Annotated in this window: 20 protein-coding genes; 15 read left to right on the forward strand and 5 right to left on the reverse strand. The window is 39.5% G+C overall.

The annotated features are described in order from the left end of the window. The first annotated feature begins 100 nt into the window (after positions 1-100). The 3 genes from T375_RS05365 to T375_RS05375 all read left to right on the forward strand — a co-directional run bounded on the left by T375_RS05365 (position 101) and on the right by T375_RS05375 (position 3,949). Positions 101-1,726 carry an Mbeg1-like protein gene (locus tag T375_RS05365; RefSeq protein ID WP_044935897.1) on the forward strand — a complete coding sequence of 542 codons (1,626 nt, stop codon included), beginning with the start codon at positions 101-103 and terminating at the stop codon, positions 1,724-1,726. A gap of 118 nt (positions 1,727-1,844) precedes the next feature. Next, on the forward strand, positions 1,845-2,729 hold the full coding sequence (locus T375_RS05370) for a DUF3737 family protein (protein WP_044935900.1): 885 nt from the start codon (positions 1,845-1,847) through the stop codon (positions 2,727-2,729). A 47-nt stretch (positions 2,730-2,776) separates the two neighbouring features. Then, positions 2,777-3,949, forward strand: coding sequence for a MalY/PatB family protein (locus T375_RS05375; protein WP_044936240.1), 1,173 nt, complete (start codon positions 2,777-2,779; stop codon positions 3,947-3,949). Here T375_RS05375 and T375_RS05380 read toward each other — a convergent pair. After that, complete coding sequence (locus tag T375_RS05380; RefSeq protein WP_044935903.1) at positions 3,935-4,507, reverse strand: cytidylate kinase-like family protein; 573 nt, start codon at positions 4,505-4,507, stop codon at positions 3,935-3,937. The genes T375_RS05375 and T375_RS05380 overlap by 15 nt on opposite strands. 271 nt (positions 4,508-4,778) lie before the next feature. On the opposite strand from T375_RS05380, the gene T375_RS05385 reads away from it, so the two are divergent. The 6 genes from T375_RS05385 to T375_RS05410 all read left to right on the forward strand — a co-directional run bounded on the left by T375_RS05385 (position 4,779) and on the right by T375_RS05410 (position 8,674). After that, the gene (locus T375_RS05385) at positions 4,779-5,087 is read left to right on the forward strand and encodes a hypothetical protein (RefSeq protein ID WP_044935907.1); all 309 of its coding nucleotides are present in this window, start codon (positions 4,779-4,781) and stop codon (positions 5,085-5,087) included. A gap of 80 nt (positions 5,088-5,167) precedes the next feature. Further along, positions 5,168-6,181 carry a metal ABC transporter substrate-binding protein gene (locus tag T375_RS05390; protein ID WP_044935909.1) on the forward strand — a complete coding sequence of 338 codons (1,014 nt, stop codon included), beginning with the start codon at positions 5,168-5,170 and terminating at the stop codon, positions 6,179-6,181. Between the two features lie 8 nt (positions 6,182-6,189). Then, a complete protein-coding gene (locus T375_RS05395) occupies positions 6,190-6,834 on the forward strand; it encodes a metal ABC transporter ATP-binding protein (RefSeq protein WP_044935911.1) in 645 nt (214 codons plus the stop codon). Continuing rightward, on the forward strand, positions 6,828-7,661 hold the full coding sequence (locus T375_RS05400; protein WP_044935914.1) for a metal ABC transporter permease: 834 nt from the start codon (positions 6,828-6,830) through the stop codon (positions 7,659-7,661). Before T375_RS05395 ends, T375_RS05400 begins: the two co-directional genes overlap by 7 nt. Positions 7,662-7,664: 3 nt before the next feature. After that, positions 7,665-8,207 carry a hypothetical protein gene (locus tag T375_RS05405; RefSeq protein ID WP_049960306.1) on the forward strand — a complete coding sequence of 181 codons (543 nt, stop codon included), beginning with the start codon at positions 7,665-7,667 and terminating at the stop codon, positions 8,205-8,207. Between the two features lie 71 nt (positions 8,208-8,278). Beyond that, positions 8,279-8,674 carry a hypothetical protein gene (locus T375_RS05410; protein ID WP_044935917.1) on the forward strand — a complete coding sequence of 132 codons (396 nt, stop codon included), beginning with the start codon at positions 8,279-8,281 and terminating at the stop codon, positions 8,672-8,674. Positions 8,675-8,722: 48 nt separating this feature from the next. Here the strand turns inward: T375_RS05410 and T375_RS05415 are convergent, their stop codons facing one another. Together T375_RS05415 and T375_RS05420 are read right to left on the reverse strand one after the other, a co-directional pair. Beyond that, complete coding sequence (locus tag T375_RS05415; protein WP_044935920.1) at positions 8,723-9,214, reverse strand: DUF2798 domain-containing protein; 492 nt, start codon at positions 9,212-9,214, stop codon at positions 8,723-8,725. Between the two features lie 168 nt (positions 9,215-9,382). Next, complete coding sequence (locus tag T375_RS05420) at positions 9,383-10,594, reverse strand: 6-phosphofructokinase (RefSeq protein ID WP_044935922.1); 1,212 nt, start codon at positions 10,592-10,594, stop codon at positions 9,383-9,385. Between the two features lie 69 nt (positions 10,595-10,663). On the opposite strand from T375_RS05420, the gene T375_RS05425 reads away from it, so the two are divergent. After that, complete coding sequence (locus T375_RS05425) at positions 10,664-11,062, forward strand: hypothetical protein (protein ID WP_044935924.1); 399 nt, start codon at positions 10,664-10,666, stop codon at positions 11,060-11,062. A 35-nt stretch (positions 11,063-11,097) separates the two neighbouring features. Here T375_RS05425 and T375_RS05430 read toward each other — a convergent pair whose 3' ends face one another. Both T375_RS05430 and T375_RS05435 read right to left on the reverse strand, forming a co-directional pair. Next, positions 11,098-11,382 carry a hypothetical protein gene (locus T375_RS05430; RefSeq protein ID WP_044935926.1) on the reverse strand — a complete coding sequence of 95 codons (285 nt, stop codon included), beginning with the start codon at positions 11,380-11,382 and terminating at the stop codon, positions 11,098-11,100. A 12-nt stretch (positions 11,383-11,394) separates the two neighbouring features. Then, the gene (locus tag T375_RS05435; protein ID WP_033151578.1) at positions 11,395-11,640 is read right to left on the reverse strand and encodes a helix-turn-helix transcriptional regulator; all 246 of its coding nucleotides are present in this window, start codon (positions 11,638-11,640) and stop codon (positions 11,395-11,397) included. Between the two features lie 142 nt (positions 11,641-11,782). On the opposite strand from T375_RS05435, the gene T375_RS05440 reads away from it, so the two are divergent. From T375_RS05440 to coaE, 5 genes are read left to right on the forward strand one after another with little or no spacing between them, the layout of a single operon-like run. Further along, positions 11,783-11,989 carry a hypothetical protein gene (locus T375_RS05440; protein WP_033151577.1) on the forward strand — a complete coding sequence of 69 codons (207 nt, stop codon included), beginning with the start codon at positions 11,783-11,785 and terminating at the stop codon, positions 11,987-11,989. Positions 11,990-12,010: 21 nt separating this feature from the next. Then, positions 12,011-13,339, forward strand: a complete 1,329-nt coding sequence (locus tag T375_RS05445; RefSeq protein ID WP_049960307.1) for a glycoside hydrolase family 5 protein — start codon at positions 12,011-12,013, stop codon at positions 13,337-13,339. After that, a complete protein-coding gene (locus tag T375_RS05450; protein WP_044935930.1) occupies positions 13,339-15,132 on the forward strand; it encodes an aminopeptidase P family protein in 1,794 nt (597 codons plus the stop codon). The genes T375_RS05445 and T375_RS05450 overlap by 1 nt, the downstream gene beginning before the upstream one ends. After that, on the forward strand, positions 15,132-17,837 hold the full coding sequence (gene polA, locus T375_RS05455) for a DNA polymerase I (protein ID WP_044935932.1): 2,706 nt from the start codon (positions 15,132-15,134) through the stop codon (positions 17,835-17,837). Before T375_RS05450 ends, polA begins: the two co-directional genes overlap by 1 nt. Further along, the gene (gene coaE, locus T375_RS05460) at positions 17,837-18,430 is read left to right on the forward strand and encodes a dephospho-CoA kinase (RefSeq protein ID WP_044935933.1); all 594 of its coding nucleotides are present in this window, start codon (positions 17,837-17,839) and stop codon (positions 18,428-18,430) included. Before polA ends, coaE begins: the two co-directional genes overlap by 1 nt. Positions 18,431-18,434 lie beyond the last annotated feature (4 nt).

Consider the following 18,434-nt stretch of genomic DNA (forward strand, 5'->3'; position numbering starts at 1 on the left):
AGTTTTCAAAAATTTAATATTTGCTTTATTGTATTTGGGAAAAGTAATAGTTACTATTTTTATAGTGACTATTATTTTTTTATAATCTGTGGAGCATAATATGGATAACGTAATCGATTATATAAAATGGTACAAAGACTACTCATTTCAGGAGAAGCCACTTAAAGAGGTGGACAACTTTATCCTGTGTAAGCTTGCATATCTGATACTTGAGGATGTAAAGCTCGACAAGCCTAGACCATTTAGGGATGTTGTTTATGAAGTGATGGCCAAAACTGGAATCCAGGGCACATTCTATGGCAAAGAAGAAATCGTTACTTTAGCTGCCGATTCTAAAAGATACGGAGAAATGCTTTTAGTAAAGCATGAGGATGTATTGGATGAATCAATATCAGCCCAGTTTTCTGCTATGACCTTTGATTTGACAGATGAAATCAGATTCGTTGCATATCGTGGAACGGACGATACCATGGCAGGCTGGAAGGAAGATTTCATGATAAGCTTTACTGAGACTGAGGCACAAAAGAAAGCCTTAGCTTATTTGGAAGAAGCCTTCGATGAAAAACATCAGGTAATAGTGGCAGGTCACAGCAAAGGTGCCAATCTTGCGCTTTATGCTTCTACACATATTTCAGACGAATATCAAAAGTGGATAGAGCATGTGTATCTGAATGATGGCCCAGGACTTTGTCCGGAAGTATGCGATAAATCCTGTGTTTCAAAAATAAAAGATAAAGCAACCAGATATGTTCCGGAGTATTCTATCTTTGGACAGCTGTTTGAAGAACACGATATTCCACAGGTAATTGTAAAGAGCACAAATGAAGGTGTCATGCAGCATGACCCTACATCCTGGGCAGTTGCTCATGGAAATCCTTTCGTTAGCGACGGCTTTGATCCGGGATGCGTTTTTATAAATCAGGTTCTTAATCAGTGGATAGAAAGTGTTAACAATACTAAGCGAACAAGCTTTGTTAACGATTTGTTTAATGCTATCGATAAGGCAGGCATTAAAACAACCAGTCAGGTAGTGGCGAAGGGACCTTTCGCCATAGAAAAGATTTTGATTGAGCTTTTAGCTCTTGATAAAGAGACTGTAAAGACTTTCTGGAAACTGCCTATTACAGCAGCTTTAGACAAAGCGCCAGATGAAAAGAAGGCTAAAAAGATAAAGGAAGAGATTAAAAAGAAGGATTGGCTTCCATATGTGGGCATGATTTTATGTAGTGTAGTTCTGTTCATTATTCCAGAGTATATTTTACAGACAGCCATTAGCTTGGCGCTGTTTGCAGTAATCGTGTTTGAGATAGCCGTTACTATCAGGCACTTATACAAGGCAAAATGGAATCTACAGGAAGAATCTGCGAGAGTATATATATGTCTTGGAATGGTTGGTGTATACGCTATGCTTCTTGTAAAAGAAGATGCCATTTTCTTAATAGGTAGTGCAGTAATTGGCGTATCATTTTTAGCTTGGGCCTACCGCAATGCCATTGCTTTCAGAAATCTTTGTGAGAGAACAGAAAAGAAAGAAAGACGTGGCGAAAAGATAAAGCTTATAGCTGAAATTTCTATCCTCATTATATTGGGAGGATTCATTTTGGTAGCGCCAAAGGATACTTTGGGATGGTATATGGTATTTCTTGGAATTGTGTTACTTACCGACGGAATTATCAATCTTATAATGATATTTAACAGAATTTTAACATCAAGACGCGCTATTTAATTTTACAAAATCAAATTTAGGTGTTAGAATATATGTCGTGAATAAAATTGAAAACATACCTTGACCTAAAGTTAACTTTAGGAAGTATTATAAGTATGAATTCGGAGGTTATAGCAATATGAAGGAATATAGACAAGAATTTTTCAAGGGCGAGCGAGCTCTTTATGCAGCAGAGGATGCTGTAATTTATGATTCAATCTTTGATGAGGGCGAGTCACCATTAAAGGAAAGCAAGAATATAGAGGTATACCACTCTCAGTTTAAGTGGAAGTATCCAATTTGGTATTCAAACAATGTAAAGGTAGAAAACTGTAACTGGTTCGAGATGGCTCGTTCTGGTGTATGGTACACAAACAATATCGAAATTAAGAATTCTCTTATCACAGCTCCAAAGAATTTCAGAAGATGTGATGGAGTAACACTTGATAATGTAGACCTTACAAATGCAGAAGAGACATTCTGGATGTGTAAGAACATCAATCTTAAGGATGTTACAGCAAAGGGACATTACTTTGCTATGAACTCTGAGAACATCGAAATTGATAATCTCAGACTTGATGGTAACTATTCATTCGATGGTGGCAAGAATATTACTATCAGAAATTCAGTTATCCTTTCAAAGGATGCATTCTGGAATACAGAGAATGTTACTGTATATGATTCATACATCTGCGGTGAGTACCTTGGATGGAATGCTAAGAATCTTACTTTTGTAAATTGTACAATCGAGAGTCTTCAGGGACTTTGCTACATCGACAATCTTACAATGAAGAATTGCAAGCTTATCAATACAACACTTTCATTTGAGTATGCAAATAATATCGATGTAGAGATTACAAACAAGATTGACAGCGTATTTAACCCAATCAGCGGTACTATTTCAGCACCTGAGATTGAAACATTAATTGTAGAGAAGGATTTCGTTGATCCTGAAAAGACTATTATCAAATGCCAGGCAGTTGGAAAGAAAGAGGAGATAGTTGAATGGCGAGCTCATATTTAAAATCGAGCATAGCGAAGATTTTGAATATGACAGGGTTTAGGACAATTATGGGAAAGTATAATTTTGATTTAGACACAAACAGACGTGGCTCAGATTCCATGAAATGGGATGTGAAGGAAAATGAACTTCCTATGTGGGTGGCAGACATGGACTTTCAGACCGCCCCAGAAATAATAGAGGCACTTCAGCAGCGTGTGGCACATGGTGTGTTTGGATACACTGATGTGGATGACGATTGGTATCAGGCTTATATTTCATGGTGGGACCGCCGTCATGGCCTTAAAATTGAAAAGGATTGGTTGATGTTTTGTACAGGGGTAATCCCTGCACTTTCATCAATTGTGCGTAAGCTTACTACTCCAAATGAAAAGGTTATTATCCAGACACCTGTATACAATATCTTTTTCAATAGCATTGTAAATAATGGATGTAGAGTCCTTGAAAATCCGTTGAAGTATGAAAACGGTGTATACTCAATGGATTTTGAGGATCTGGAAGAGAAAATGTCTGATCCACAGGCTAGTCTTATGGTTCTTTGCAACCCTCACAACCCGGTTAGTAAGATTTGGTCAAAGGAAGATTTGGCCAAGGTAGGAGAGCTTGCAAAGAAGTATGGGGTTACCGTGGTATCAGATGAAATCCACTGTGACTTGACAGCACCAGGCAAGGAGTATGTTCCATTTGCTTCGGTGTCAGAAACATGCAAGGACATCAGTATCACTTGCATCGCTCCTACAAAGACATTCAGCATCCCTGGAATTCAGACAGCAGCTATTTTTGTTCCAAATAAATTCCTTCGTCACAAGGTATGGCGAGGAATAAATACAGACGAAGTTGCAGAGCCAAATGTATTTGCAGCTCATGCGGCAGTTGCTGCTTTCACTAAGGGGGAGCAGTGGCTAGACGAACTCAGAGAATATCTCTTTGAAAACAGACGTATTGTAGAAGAGTATGTGGATGCCAACATTCCACAGCTTCATGTGGTCCGCGGAGATGCTACATATCTCTTGTGGATTGATGTTTCAACTATAGGAGTATCAAGTGATAAGCTTGCTGCCTTTATCAGAAAAGAAACAGGTCTTTACCTGTCAGCTGGTACAGCTTACGGTGGCACAGGCGCCAATTTCCTTCGTATGAATGTGGCATGCACAAAGGCCACCCTACAGGATGGCCTTGATAGATTAAAATGTGGAATTGATGCATATTTAAAACTTAACTAATGCTTCAAGCATTGCAACACAGGCTTCTTCATCTAGTTCGCTTACATTGAGAACTATATCGAAGTAGTCTGTGGAGCCCCATTTATATCCAGAATGTGTGGTAAAGAATTTCTCACGCTTTTTGTCAAAACGTTTCATTACATCTTCAGCCTTGTCGGCTTCAATATTTTCCACGTTAATTGCACGTTTCATGCGGTAAGAATCATCTGCGGTAATGAAAACCTTAAGGCATTGTTTGTCTTTTAGAATTTCGCTTGCGCAACGACCAACAAAAACGCAGCCAGGCTTTTCGGCAGCTTCTTTAATGATTTCTACCTCAGTATTATAGATTTTTTCTTCCATGGAAGTATTGTCAGTTCCTGAAGCCTTAAAAATAGCTTTTACAGGAGTCTGTTCGTCCATTCCAGAAACCTGATCATAAGGAAGTCCCATTCGCTTGCAAGTCTCAACAACAACTCCTCGATCGTAAAGCTGATATCCAAGCTTCTTTGCAAGCTTATCAGCAATCTCATGACCACCACTACCATATTTACGTTCTATTGCTATGTAGTCGTACATAAAAGAGCCTCCTCTCATTAAATTCTAGTTTTCGCTCAAAAAAATCCTATTAGTATAATATCATAAAACTCCAGTAGTTGTGTGAATATTCTAACAACTAATTCTTTAATTTGAGCACTCATTCATATGTCAAGAAATAATAACAAAACTTTTCTTTCAATTTAGGCCTTTTAATGTGGAGTTTTGCAAATTGACAAAGAAACTGGATATAAGTATCATGACAGTGATATTTAGTTAGAGTCAGCTAATTAGCTGAAATTAAGGAGAAATCATGGAATATAGCAGTTATAGAAATAGAATAATTGCTGTAGTAGCTCTTGCAGCTACTCTATTTATGATGCTCTTTTCTAGTATTTATCTTACAGAGCATGCTTCACATCATTGTAAAGACAGCAGTCACTGTCCTGTATGTGCAATGATGGTTCAGTGCGAGCGTTCTCTCAGGACACTTGGCACAGGCGTAGCTGTTGCTGTAGTAGCCCTATTTACATTCATGTTGTACACAAATCTATTCCAGGGTTATTCATTCAAGTCTGTTCAGACTACACTGATTTCCCAAAAGGTAAGAATGGATTCTTGAAAAATACTGCCTTTCACTCTGCATTTAACACAATGCAGGTTCTGTTTTGGTAAAATTTTTTAAGAATGGAGAAATAAATAATGAAAACTAATAAGATAATCGCTATGCTTGCAGCAACAACACTTGGAGTTTCGGCTTTTACAGGATGTGGTGCAAGTACAGATAATAATTCATCAGTAAATAATACAACTTCAGAGAATAAGATATCTGTAGTAACCACTATTTTCCCAGAATATGATTGGGTAAGAGAAATCGTGGGTGATAATGACAACGTAGAAATCACAATGCTTCTTGACAATGGTGTAGATCTTCACAACTATCAGCCAACTGCCGAGGACATCATGAAAATCGCTTCCTGCGATGTGTTTGTTTATGTTGGCGGCGAGTCTGATGAGTGGGTCGGGGATGCACTTTCAGAGGCTACTAATAAGGATATGCAGGTTGTAAATCTTCTTGAATCTCTTGGAGAATCTGTTAAGGAAGAGGAAGTTGTAGAAGGCATGATGGCTGAAGAAGAGGAAGAGGCAGAAGCTGAAGAAGGCGAAGAGGAAGAGGTTGAATACGACGAGCACGTATGGCTCTCACTTAAGAATGCCCAGGTTCTTGTTGATGCTATCGAACAGGCTATTGCTACAGTAGATGCAGACAACGCAGATACTTATGCTGCCAATGCATCTGCTTACATCGATGAGCTTGCTGCCCTTGATGAAAAATATCAGGCTACTATCGATGAAGCTTCAGTAAAAACAGTTCTATTTGGAGACCGTTTCCCATTTAGATATTTGGTAGATGATTATGGCCTTGATTATTATGCAGCATTTGTTGGTTGCTCAGCAGAGACAGAGGCAAGCTTTGAAACTGTCACATTCCTTGCAGGAAAGGTTGATGAGCTTAATCTTAATACCGTATTTACGATAGAAAACTCAGATCAAAAAATAGCTAAGACTATTATTGAAAACACAGCAGCTAAGGATGCTCAGATTCTTACCCTTGATTCTCTACAGTCCACAACTATGGATGACGTAAATGCAGGGGTGACATATCTTTCAGTGATGGAAGGAAATTTGGATATACTTAGTCAGGGGCTAAATTAGGAGGCAATATGGCACTTTTAACAGCAAGAAGTTTATGCGTTGGCTATGAAGGTCAGGCAGTTCTTTCAGATATTAATTTCGAGATTAATGCAGGAGATTATTTCTGTATTATCGGGGAGAATGGCTCGGGAAAGTCCACAATGATGAAGACTATGCTGGGACTTCAAAGTCCTATTTCCGGTAGCATTGAGTTTGGAGATGGTCTTATTCAAAATGAAATCGGCTATTTACCACAGCAGTCAGTAGTTCAAAGGGATTTTCCTGCTTCGGTATTTGAGATTGTTCTTTCAGGTTGCCAGAATAGCCTAAAGAAAAAGTTTTTCTACACTAAGGAGCATAAAGCCTTAGCTATGGAAAATATTAAAAGAATGGGTATTGAAGATTTAAAGGACAAATGCTATAGAGAGCTTTCGGGAGGGCAGCAACAGCGTGTACTTCTTGCTAGAGCTTTATGTGCAACAAAACGAGTACTGCTTTTAGATGAGCCAGTAGCTGGTCTTGACCCTATTGTTACAGAGGAAATGTATCAGCTTATAAAGCAGCTTAACGATGAGGGGCTTACAATTATCATGATTAGTCACGACATGGTTGCTGTAAAAGACTACGCAACTCGTATTTTAAATGTTAATGATATGGAGGGAATGTCATGTTAGATAAACTTATTTTGTATATGGGATTCCCATTCGTAAGATATGCGTTAATTGTAGGCGTGCTTATCGCCCTATGTTCATCTCTTCTTGGAGTTACACTTGTTCTTAAAAGATATTCATTTATTGGAGATGGATTATCACACGTAGCATTTGGCGCACTTGCTATAGCAACAGTTCTTCAGCTTACAAACAAGATGATTATTGTGCTTCCGCTGACAATTCTGTTTGCTATCCTTTTGCTAAGAAAGGGCCAAAACGCAAAAATCAAAGGCGATGCAGCAATAGCTATGCTTTCAGTAGGAGCACTTGCATTTGGTTACTTGATTATGAATCTGTTCCCTACATCTTCTAATATATCCGGAGATGTTTGTTCTACACTTTTTGGCTCAACATCTATCCTTACACTTACAAAGACTGATGTATGGGCTTGCGGAATTCTTGCTGTTATAGTGATTTTGATTTTCATACTGTTTTACAACAGGATTTTTGCAGTTACATTTGATGAGAATTTTGCTAATGCGGTAGGTACAAAGGTAAATCTTTACAATCTGCTTATTGCCACAGTAATTGCTGTAATCATTGTTCTTGCAATGAATTTGGTGGGCTCGTTACTTATATCTGCTTTGGTAATTTTCCCGGCATTGTCAGCTATGAGCATTTTAAAGAGCTTTAGAAGTGTGACAATCTTTTCAGCAGTATCATCAATGATTTGCGCACTTGTAGGAATTCTTATATCCATACTTGCAGGTACACCAGTGGGCTCCACAATTGTAGCAGTTGACTGCATCCTTTTTGGTGCTTGCTATTTAATTGGAAGGATTAAAGGATAATTTATGTATAAAAAAGTTAATATTTTATTAGGTCTACTTATGGCTTTGGTGCTTGTAGGTTGTGGTTCGACAGAGGCTGCGTCAGTTCAGGAGACTGAGATTGCAGAAGAACAGGTAGCCGAAGAGCCAGAGGTAGAAGTAGAAGATTCAGAAAGCCTGGAAAACGAACTGCCATTAGAAGATGAGACTGTTGAAGCAGATACTAGTGTGGATCTGGACTTAACAGTGCTTTCCTCAACAATGGTTTATTCTGAGGTGTTTAACATGATGATGGCACCTGAAGAATATGAAGGCAAAACAATAAAAATGGATGGAATCTGTAATGTGTATCAGGATCCAGAAACAGGCAAAACATACTATGCATGTATTGTTCAGGATGCCACCCAGTGTTGTTCACAAGGATTAGAGTTTGTTCTTGATGAAAGCCAGTATGAAACTTCAGATTATCCAGAAAATGGCGACGAGATTGTTATTTCCGGTGATTTTTCAACTTACTCAGAAGGAGAGTACCAGTATATAACTATACTTAATTCTGTATTAGAGTAAAATCAATTGAGTATCTTCAAATTGCGATAAAATTATGATAGAATGTCTGAGGTTTTTTTGAGGAATAGGAAATGAATAATAGATTTACAATAGAAGCCCCAGACCAGGAGACTATCCAGGCTGCAAAAGAGGCTCAAAAGAAAATTCAAGATAAAGCCAGTATTATTATGGATATATATACCTTTCAGGCAAAGGTTAATAGCGGTGAAATCACCGATGATAAAGGCATTGCAGAGCTTATTATTAACGGCTCAGTTTCAAACTATCATATCCATATAAACAGACGATGTGTTACAAAGTCTGATGGCACACTTATCACATACACTGGCATCATGAAGATGTATAAGCCAGAGGAATTAAAAATCAAATATACAAAGCGCCCAAAGAAAATGATGAGCTTGGCTCAGTACAAGCAAATGATTAAAGAAAGAAAACAGAGACAAAAAAATGCGGGCATGAACGTATAAAAATAACCAGCTGTAGGAATCTACAAGCTGGTTTTTTAATACATATTTTTATTCTGCTACAGCTTCTGCTGAAAGCTCGTTTTCTGTATTTTTCTCTCTAAAAATAGTTCTGAAAATAAGTCTTACAAATGGTCCACAATAGAACAACTGATAAAGAAGTGCCATTGGGAAGTTCATAGCCCATGTCTGAATCCATGTTCCAAATGTGTGAGTGTCCTTGAAAAGAATAGTAGCTACAAGGCTCATTGTTGGGCACATGATGCAGCAAATGCAAATTGAAATAGCATATGTAATGAACTGAGGTCTGTCAGTAGGTTTCATTACAGAAAATGCAAGGGCACGTGCAAGCTTACCAACGATGAAAAACTCAAGAATGAATGCGATAGGCACCATTATAGGAAGCTCATGGAGGGCTAAAAGGAATGTCTGACCTGTTACTCCACCTGTGTTTAATGCAACGTTGTAAACCACCATTCCGTAAACCATAACAGTGGCCATAATTATAGTTAATACTACGTCTTGAAATTTGTTTTTAGGCATAATAAATCCTCCTTCTGATAATGAATAATACATAAAATTACATGTGTTGTTCGTTATCATCCGGAGGATGTGTCGTTTCCAATTAAACCATATTATCTTTAGTTGCGTCAGCAATGATAACATGATTTTCAACAAAATGTAAGTGTAAATTTTGTGAAATGTGCAAAATTATCTTGTTACGTAAACAGGAAGTCCATTTGCATATTCAAGCTCAGGCTCGCCAATTACGAGAGGCTTGAGATACTCAATCATTTCGTTTGTAACCCAGTTGTGGCTATCGTTAATCCATTCCTGAGGAACTTCCTTTGCTTCGTTGGCAATGTCACTGATAGTAGCGTGGCTGTAGTCCACAGTGTATGGTGCATTGCTTGTGCGGTTAAGAACTACCATGGCACCTGTTACACCTTCTTCTGCAAACTGAACGCCGTGTTTACCAAGCTCTACAGATTCCTTTAAATCAGTAAGTGAGCTCATATGAGCGGCAGCTCTTTGAAGAACATTTACTTCGATTGAGCGAACCTTTACACCGAGTTTGTCTTTTACAATGTATTCAAGGGTTTTGCCAGCACCTGAAAGCTGAGCGTGACCAAAGTTGTCTAATTGGCCTGTAGATGCAGAGATATATTCGCCCTTTGCATCACGAATTCCCTCAGATACAGCTACAACGATATTTGTCTTTTCCTTTAAAAGCTTAGATAAATCATTTACAAATACCTCTGTGTCAAATGGAACCTCTGGAAGATAGATTAAATCTGGTCCACAGCAACAATTGTTTCTTGCAAGAGATGTGGCAGCTGTAAGCCATCCGGCATCTCGTCCCATTACTTCTATAATAGTAACACTAGGAGTGTTATAGATTTTAGCATCGTAGATAACTTCCATAGTGGTTGTAGCAATGTATTTTGCAGCTGAGCCAAAACCTGGAGTGTGATCTGTTACACACAAATCGTTGTCTACAGTCTTTGGCACACCAATAAATCTGATAGGAGAATCTATTGATTTTGCGTATGCTGAAAGCTTGTCTACTGTATCCATGGAGTCATTTCCACCGATGTAGAAAAATGCTTCAATATCATATTTTTTAAATTGCTGAAATAGGGTATTATAGATAGGGTCGTTTGAAGTGACGCTTGGAAGCTTGAAACGACATGAGCCAAGGTACATGGCTGGAGTTACTTTGAGTTTTTTTAGAAAATTTGAATCAGATTTAACAACTTCGGATAAGTTGATAATGTTATCGTCTATAATTCCTGTGATTCCGTTGATGGAGCCGTAAATTGTATCATATTTAGAGGACAAGGCTCCCTCGATGACGCCAGCAAGACTGGCATTGATTGCCACAGTTGGTCCGCCCGACTGTGCGACGATGATGTTTCCCATTTGATTACCTCCCGAACGTATGCTTATAATTAAGCTTCTAGGGATTATTCTAACATAAGGAGAGATACTATGAACACCTTTTTATACGCTATTTTGGATTTTATTAACGACATGCACACGTATCTTCTTTCTCTGAACGATGCATATGAGGCAAATTTCACAGATAAAGAGCTACATTTCCTTGTAATTGGCGCAATTGGTATGGCTATGATTTTTGTTGTACAGCCAATTTTCTCGCTTTTGGCCAAAACAGGTCACGTTCTTGTAATAAGTTGGATATACGTATTTACGTTAATCCTTCTTCTTACCTTCGCCATCGAAATCGAGCAAAAGATTACAGGCTCAGGCGCTATGGAGTTTGAGGATATTGTGTTTGGCGTTTGGGGCTTTATGTTGATGTTCTTGATATATGCCCTGATACGAGGAATTATAATAGGTATATATAAGTTAATAAGAAATAGAGATTAAATAAAATGCCAGGTTCAACTGAACCTGGCATTATTTTATATGATGTTAAGTAAGAGTCTGTTGTAGTCACGGTCTTCTAGAAGATCAAGGACACGGCGGGCTCTTGAATATTGTGTACGACTAATTGAAATAACACAGACATTTCTGGCTCCATTGTAAGATCTGCGTTTGAAGAATGGCACTCGGTGCCAGTTCTTTGAAAAAGGTACTGATTCATGAAGAAGTAGATTAGAAGTACGATTAGATACTATTCTGTTTGTGATTTCGCATAAGACAACGTCTTTATCAATGTTTTTGGCAAGCTTTGGTTTCTTTCTCATAACAATTTCCTATCAATCCAAGTGTATGTTTATTTCTTTACCCATAGAATTTGCAACCTTCACTAGAAAATCCAATGAGGGATTGTATTTACCGCTTTCCATGCGGGAGATATTTGATTTTTTCGTGCCGGCCATATCAGCTAAAACCTCCTGCGTGAGATGCAGGGACTTGCGGGCGTCCTTAAGCTGTTTTGCAATGGAACGCCGGGCTGCTATGGCTTGAGATGAAATGATTCCATCTGAATATCTTTCCTTCATTAGCTACCCACCAATTCGATACTATAATGTTATCATATATGATAACAGACTACAATGAGTTTCACAACAAAAACATTCTTTTTTAAAAGGGGAGAATGTACTATAATCTTAAGAAGAATGTTTTATAGAAAAGAGGTTATGTATGTACGATTTAACGGGAAAAACAATTGTAGAAATAAAAGAATATGTAAACTCACTCAGCAATGAGGAGTTAGATAAGTTTATCGAAGAAGTTGATTTTGCTGATTATGATTTTGACCTTGAGGCTACAGATCTTTTAACCAGTTCACGCCTCTATGATTACATTCAGTATGCTCACAATGGAGAGGCTGCTGTAACTTTCGACTAAATTTAAAACAAGGAGAATGGTATGGTTTCAAAAAAGCAGAAATTCAGAACAGTATTGTTAATATTAATTCTTGCGATAGCAATTATCGCTGGAGTATTTGGAGTAAGCTATGCCAAGGGCAGTGTGGTATTTCCTTGGGAAGTAACTGAAAAGCAGGAAGAGGAGCCGCAGGTTGCTGAGGAGCCAGAAGCTGAAAAGGTTAAGGAGGCTACTGCTAAAGAGGAAGAGCTTCAAAAAGAGGTAGAAAAGGTAGAAGAGCCAGAAGAACCTGTTGAAGAAGAGCCAGAAGAGCCAGAAGAGCCAGAGACTACAGCAGCTACTACAGGTGTCTCACTTGATTATTATGGTGCCCTTCATGTAGAGGATGGCAAGCTTGTAGACGAGTCAGGGGATGTAGCAGTGCTTACAGGTGTCAGCTCACATGGACTTAGCTGGTATCCAGAATATGTCACACCTGAGACTATCGAATCTCTTAGAAATAACTGGGGAATCAATGTTATCCGCCTTGCTATGTATACAAGCGATTACAATGGCTATTGCGTGGCAGGAGAGGATGTTCAAAATACATTAAAGGACAACATCGATGCTGCAGTTGAAGCTGCAACAGAAAACGATATGTATGTCATCATTGACTGGCACATCTTAAACGACAGCAATCCAAACGAATATAAAGCTCAGGCTATCCAGTTCTTTGGAGAGATGGTTCGTAAATACGAAGACAACGAAAATGTTATCTACGAGATTTGCAATGAGCCAAACGGTGACACTACATGGGAAGACATTTGCAATTATGCCAACGAAGTAATCCCTGTAATCAGAAATGTTGATAGTGATGCAGTTATTTTGGTTGGTACACCAAACTGGTCTAGTGACCTTGATTCAGTTAAGGAAGCACCACTTGATTACGACAACATCATGTACACATATCATTTCTATGCTGGCACACACAAATCCAGCGCTAGAAATACACTTACAGACGCTTTAGATGCAGGCCTTCCAGTATTCATTTCAGAGTACGGTTTTGTTTCTGCAGATGGTGATGGCTCAGTTGATACAAAGGAAGCTGCTAAATGGCAGGATATTATCGATGAGTATCAGCTTTCATCTTGCATCTGGAATCTTTCAAATAAGGCAGAGGGTTCTGCTTTGATTAGTTCAGACTGTGACAAAACAGCTGACTGGGAAGAAGAGGAGCTTTCTGAGCAGGGCCAGTACTTCTTCGATATGCTTACAACAATAGATACAAGCAAGCAGGAAAATGAAAAAATCTCTGATGAAACATCAGAAGACATAAAAGAAAAAGAGCAAAAGCTCAATAAAGAAAAAAGTAATTTGGAGAAAAAAAGATAATGACAACAAATGAGAAAATCGCAAAACTTAGAGAATTAATGAATGAAAGAGGAATCGATCTTTACCTGATTCCAACAGATGACTTCCATTCATCAGAATATGTAGGAGAGCACTTTAAGGCTCGTAGCTTTATGACAGGCTTTACAGGTTCAGCAGGAACAGCAGTCATCACAAAGACAGAGGCACATCTTTGGACAGATGGACGCTACTTTGTACAGGCTGCAAAGCAGATTGCAGGCTCAGAGGTTATCCTTGAAAAAATGGGTGAGCCAAAGGTTCCAGAGGTAGAAGAGTTTATCGAGAAGAACTTCCCTGAGGGAGGATGTCTTGGATTTGATGGCAGATGCGTATCAGCAAAGAATGCAGCAAAGTATTTTGATATTGCTCAGGACAAGGGCGGAGAGCTTGCTACAACAGAGGATTTAGTTGATATTATCTGGGAAGACAGACCAGAGCTTCCAAAGGCTACAACATGGGTACTTGAGGATGAGTTCTCAGGTGAGAGCATGCAGGCAAAGATTTACCGCATCCGCGAAAAGATGAAAAAGAAAAAGGCAGATGCTCATTTAGTAACAAGCCTTTATGATATCGCATATATTCTTAATCTCAGAGGAAATGATATTGCAAACGTACCAGTTTTCCTTTCATTCCTTCTTATTACAGATGATAGCGTAATCTTATTTACAGACACAACAAATTGGCCAGAGGAGGCTATGAGCTACCTCAATGACAACAGCGTTAAGCTTTATCCATACGACATGGTTTACCACTACATGCAGAGCGCTGATATGGCAGACAGACGTATCCTTCTTGATCAGGAAATTGTTAACTACAACATCGTTAAGGCATTAAAGGGATCAGCAAAGATTATCGATGGCAAGAACCCTTCAGAGCTTATGCGTGCAGTTAAGAACGAGACAGAAATTAAGAACACAAGATTAGCCCATATCAAGGATGGTGTAGCTTGCACAAAGGCTATCAAATATATCAAAGAAAACATTACAAAGGAGCCAATGACAGAAATCACAGCTTCAGATTACTTTGAAGCAAGACGTCGCGAGCAGGAGCACTTTGTAGATTTATCATTTAATACAATTTCAGCATATGGTCCAAACGCTGCGATGATGCACTACAGCGCTAAGCCAGGCTCAGAAGCAACACTTAAGCCAGAAGGATTCCTTCTTGTTGATTCAGGAGCCCACTACCTTGAAGGTACTACAGATATCACTAGAACAATAGCTCTTGGTGAGCTTACACAGCAGATGAAGGAATACTACACAGTAGTTCTTCGTTGCCACTTAAGACTTATGGCTGCAAATTTCCCTAAGGGAGTTACAGGAGCAAACCTTGATGTACTTTCACGTGGCCCAGTTTGGGATATGGGACTTGATTATCGTTGCGGTACAGGTCACGGTGTTGGCCACATCCTCAATGTTCACGAGGGACCAAACAACTTCCGTTGGAGAGTTCCACAGGGTAAGAATGCTGCAGAGCTTCAGCCAGGAATGATTACAACAGACGAGCCAGGTCTTTACATCGAAGACGGCTTCGGTATCAGAATTGAAAATGAGCTTCTTTGTGTAGCTGGTGAGACAACAGAGTACGGTGATTTCCGTCACTTTGAGTCACTTACAGTATGCCCAATCGACCTTGATCCAGTTATCCCAGAGATGATGACAGAGGCAGAAAAGAAGACTCTTAACGAATATCACGCATTTGTTCGTGAAACACTTAAGCCATACTTAACCGACGAGGAATACGCATGGCTTGCTAAGGAGACAAGAGACATTTAATGGGAAAATTATTATTGATTGACGGCCATAGTATTGCCAACCGTGCATTCTATGGTGTTCCAGATCTTACAAATAGTCAGGGCGAGCATACAGGAGCCATTTTTGGCTTCCTGAATATGATGCTCAAGTTTATAGATGATGAGAAGCCTGACAATTTTGCTGTTGCATTTGATGTTTCAGCTCCAACATTCCGCCACAAAATGTATGATGCATATAAGGGCACTAGAAAGCCAATGCTTCCAGAGCTTAAAGAGCAGATTCCTCGTATTCAGGAAATGCTTAAAGCCATGGGGGTGCCTGTAATCACATTAGAGGGATGGGAAGCAGATGATATTCTTGGAACTCTTTCTAGAATTGGTGAGGAAAAGGGATTCGATGTAACTATCGTTTCCGGAGATAGAGATCTTCTCCAGCTAGCTACAGACAAAGTAAAGATTTCAATTCCAAAGACAAAAAAGGGTGGCACTGAAATCGAGCAGTATTACGCTGCGGATGTTAAGGAAACATACGGTGTTACACCAAAGCAGTTTATAGATGTAAAGGCACTTCAGGGTGATGCCAGCGATAATATTCCTGGCGTTGAGGGCGTTGGTCCAAAGACAGCCGAAAAGTGGATTGCTCAGTATGGCTCAATCGAAGAGTGCCATGCCCATGTGGATGAAATGAAAAAGGGAAAAGTCCTTGATAATTTCATTGCTCAATGGGACATAGCAGTTTTATCAAAGGAGCTTGCTACTATTAATGTACACGCTCCAATCGAGCTTGAGGAAGGCTCTACAAAGCTTGAAAACTTATTCACAGAGGAGGCATATCTTCTTTGCAAGCGTTATGAGCTTAAAAAGCTTCTTCCAAGATTTGAAAACACTGATACTTCAAAGGTTCAGGACACAACATCTGAGACATTTAAGCACATCAGTGATCTTTCAGATGTGGAAAACTTCTTTGCAGATTTAAGCAAAAGTGGAAAAGACTTTATCGGTGCAAGCATTATGGCTGGTGCAGATAAATCCATAAAGGGTGTAGCCCTTTCTGTCGGTGACGAAACTGTCTATGTGGATTGCGCAGGCTTTATTACTCCTGATTATTTGGGTCACAAGCTTGTTGAAATCAGCAAGGCAGGCGTAAAGCTTTGCTTCTGGGATTTAAAGAATGCAATGCACATCATTTATCAGCTTTTCTCATCAGAGGAAAAAGTACAGGTAGATGCTAATGGTGGTAAGGCTGAGATTTTCCCTACTGCCTGCGATGTTGCAGTGGCAGCATATCTTCTAAACCCTACAAAGAATGCATACACAGCAGATGACGTGGCAAGCGAGATGCTTGGCGTAATCATTCCTGCAGTGGCTGATTTGTTTGGTAAGAAAAAGCTCGAGGTAGCCTTAGAAGACGATTCAGAGCTTGAGCACATTACAACATACGCTTGTTACAATGCTTATGTAGCTTATGCATCATACGAAAAGGTTATTTCTGAAATTAAAGATCAAGGAATGCTTCATATCTACGAGGATATTGAGCTTCCTTTAGTTTACACATTGTTTGATATGGAAATAGCAGGTATTGCAATGGACGCTGAGGCCTTATCAGCATACGGAAGCAAGCTTGCAGTGCGTATCACAGAGCTTGAAAAGAGCATTTATGAGCAGGCTGGCGAGGAGTTCAATATCAATTCTCCTAAACAGCTTGGTGTAATTTTGTTTGAAAAGCTTGGAATCCAGGGCGGTAAGAAGACCAAAACAGGTTATTCTACAGCTGCAGATATTCTTGAGGAGCTTGCTCCAGCAAATCCAATCATCAACGATATTTTAGAGTACAGACAGCTTGCAAAGCTTAAGAGCACATATGCAGATGGCCTTGCAAATTGCTTAGATTCAGACGGCAGAATTCGTTCTACATTTATGCAGACAGTTACAGCTACAGGCCGTATCAGCTCTACTGAGCCAAACCTTCAAAACATCCCAGTTAGAATGGAACTTGGCCGTGAAATCCGCAAGGTGTTCTATCCAAAGGATGGTTGCGTATTCATCGATGCTGACTATTCTCAGATAGAGCTTCGAGTATTGGCTCATATGTCTGGCGATGACAATCTTATCGGGGCATTCAAGGCTGGACAGGACATTCACCGTTCAACAGCTTCGCTTGTATTCAACACACCATTTGATGAGGTTACAGATATCCAGCGCCGCAGCGCCAAGGCTGTAAACTTTGGAATCGTTTATGGAATCAGCGCATTCGGCCTTGCAAAGGACATCGGAGTTGGAAGAAAAGAGGCTCAGGAATACATTGATAATTACTTCTTGGCATATCCAAAGATGCATACATTTTTGGAAGGATTAAAGGCTGAGGGCAATGAAAAGGGCTACGTTACTACTATGTACGGCAGACGTCGTCCTATCCCAGAGCTTAAATCATCAAACTTTATGACAAGACAGTTTGGTGAGAGAGTGGCTATGAACTCCCCTATTCAGGGTACAGCTGCAGATATTATCAAGATTGCCATGGTAAATGTTCATGACAGATTATTAAAAGAAAAGCTCAAATCAAAGCTATTGCTTCAGGTTCATGATGAGCTCCTTATTGAGACATTCAAGGACGAGCAGGCACAGGTTGAAAAGCTTGTTGCAGAAGAGATGGAGCATGCTGCTTCACTGGCAGTTGATTTGGAAATCGATATGAAAATCGGAATGAATTGGGCAGAGGCACATTAATGAAATTTATCGGAATCACAGGGGGCATCGGTGCTGGTAAGAGCACGGTGCTCTCTTTACTAGAGGAAAACTTTAATTGTAAGGTCTTGTTGGCAGATTTAGTTGCTGCCGATTTAATGAGGCCTGGTAAGGAATGCTTTGATAAGGTGGTGGCGTTGCCATGGCCAGAGAGCATTTTGGACCATCAGGGGGAAATCGATAGACCTAAGATGGCAAAGTTTATGTTTGCTGACAATAGTCTTCGCGAGGCAGTTAATGGAATAGTTCATCCAGCAGTACAAACAGAAGTACTAAATCAAGTGGAAGCTGAGAAAGAAAAGCACAATATAGAGTATTTTTTCTTTGAAGCTGCATTGCTCATAGAATGCGGTTATGGTAAACTTGTGGATGAGATGTGGTATATCTATGCAAGCCAGGAAGTAAGGGAAAAACGCCTTATGGAGACTCGCGGATATTCTAAAGAAAGAATCGCAAAAACAATCAGTACACAACGCAGTGAGGAGAGCTTCAGAGCTCACTGCAACAGAATCATAGACAACAGTGGCACAAAGGAGCAAACACTTGCTCAGTTGCGCCAGATTATTCACGAATAATTCC

The organism is Pseudobutyrivibrio sp. LB2011 (assembly GCF_000701765.1).
Classification (GTDB): Bacteria; Bacillota; Clostridia; order Lachnospirales; family Lachnospiraceae; genus Pseudobutyrivibrio; species Pseudobutyrivibrio ruminis.

What these genes read in the sequence shown, in the direction of transcription:
- T375_RS05365 (WP_044935897.1), top strand. Translation starts at nt 101, where the DNA reads ATGGATAACGTAATCGATTATATAAAATGGTACAAAGACTACTCATTT.
- T375_RS05370 (WP_044935900.1), top strand. Translation starts at nt 1,845, where the DNA reads ATGAAGGAATATAGACAAGAATTTTTCAAGGGCGAGCGAGCTCTTTAT.
- T375_RS05375 (WP_044936240.1), top strand. Translation starts at nt 2,777, where the DNA reads ATGGGAAAGTATAATTTTGATTTAGACACAAACAGACGTGGCTCAGAT.
- T375_RS05380 (WP_044935903.1), bottom strand. Translation starts at nt 4,507, where the DNA reads ATGTACGACTACATAGCAATAGAACGTAAATATGGTAGTGGTGGTCAT.
- T375_RS05385 (WP_044935907.1), top strand. Translation starts at nt 4,779, where the DNA reads ATGGAATATAGCAGTTATAGAAATAGAATAATTGCTGTAGTAGCTCTT.
- T375_RS05390 (WP_044935909.1), top strand. Translation starts at nt 5,168, where the DNA reads ATGAAAACTAATAAGATAATCGCTATGCTTGCAGCAACAACACTTGGA.
- T375_RS05395 (WP_044935911.1), top strand. Translation starts at nt 6,190, where the DNA reads ATGGCACTTTTAACAGCAAGAAGTTTATGCGTTGGCTATGAAGGTCAG.
- T375_RS05400 (WP_044935914.1), top strand. Translation starts at nt 6,828, where the DNA reads ATGTTAGATAAACTTATTTTGTATATGGGATTCCCATTCGTAAGATAT.
- T375_RS05405 (WP_049960306.1), top strand. Translation starts at nt 7,665, where the DNA reads ATGTATAAAAAAGTTAATATTTTATTAGGTCTACTTATGGCTTTGGTG.
- T375_RS05410 (WP_044935917.1), top strand. Translation starts at nt 8,279, where the DNA reads ATGAATAATAGATTTACAATAGAAGCCCCAGACCAGGAGACTATCCAG.
- T375_RS05415 (WP_044935920.1), bottom strand. Translation starts at nt 9,214, where the DNA reads ATGCCTAAAAACAAATTTCAAGACGTAGTATTAACTATAATTATGGCC.
- T375_RS05420 (WP_044935922.1), bottom strand. Translation starts at nt 10,594, where the DNA reads ATGGGAAACATCATCGTCGCACAGTCGGGCGGACCAACTGTGGCAATC.
- T375_RS05425 (WP_044935924.1), top strand. Translation starts at nt 10,664, where the DNA reads ATGAACACCTTTTTATACGCTATTTTGGATTTTATTAACGACATGCAC.
- T375_RS05430 (WP_044935926.1), bottom strand. Translation starts at nt 11,382, where the DNA reads ATGAGAAAGAAACCAAAGCTTGCCAAAAACATTGATAAAGACGTTGTC.
- T375_RS05435 (WP_033151578.1), bottom strand. Translation starts at nt 11,640, where the DNA reads ATGAAGGAAAGATATTCAGATGGAATCATTTCATCTCAAGCCATAGCA.
- T375_RS05440 (WP_033151577.1), top strand. Translation starts at nt 11,783, where the DNA reads ATGTACGATTTAACGGGAAAAACAATTGTAGAAATAAAAGAATATGTA.
- T375_RS05445 (WP_049960307.1), top strand. Translation starts at nt 12,011, where the DNA reads ATGGTTTCAAAAAAGCAGAAATTCAGAACAGTATTGTTAATATTAATT.
- T375_RS05450 (WP_044935930.1), top strand. Translation starts at nt 13,339, where the DNA reads ATGACAACAAATGAGAAAATCGCAAAACTTAGAGAATTAATGAATGAA.
- polA (WP_044935932.1), top strand. Translation starts at nt 15,132, where the DNA reads ATGGGAAAATTATTATTGATTGACGGCCATAGTATTGCCAACCGTGCA.
- coaE (WP_044935933.1), top strand. Translation starts at nt 17,837, where the DNA reads ATGAAATTTATCGGAATCACAGGGGGCATCGGTGCTGGTAAGAGCACG.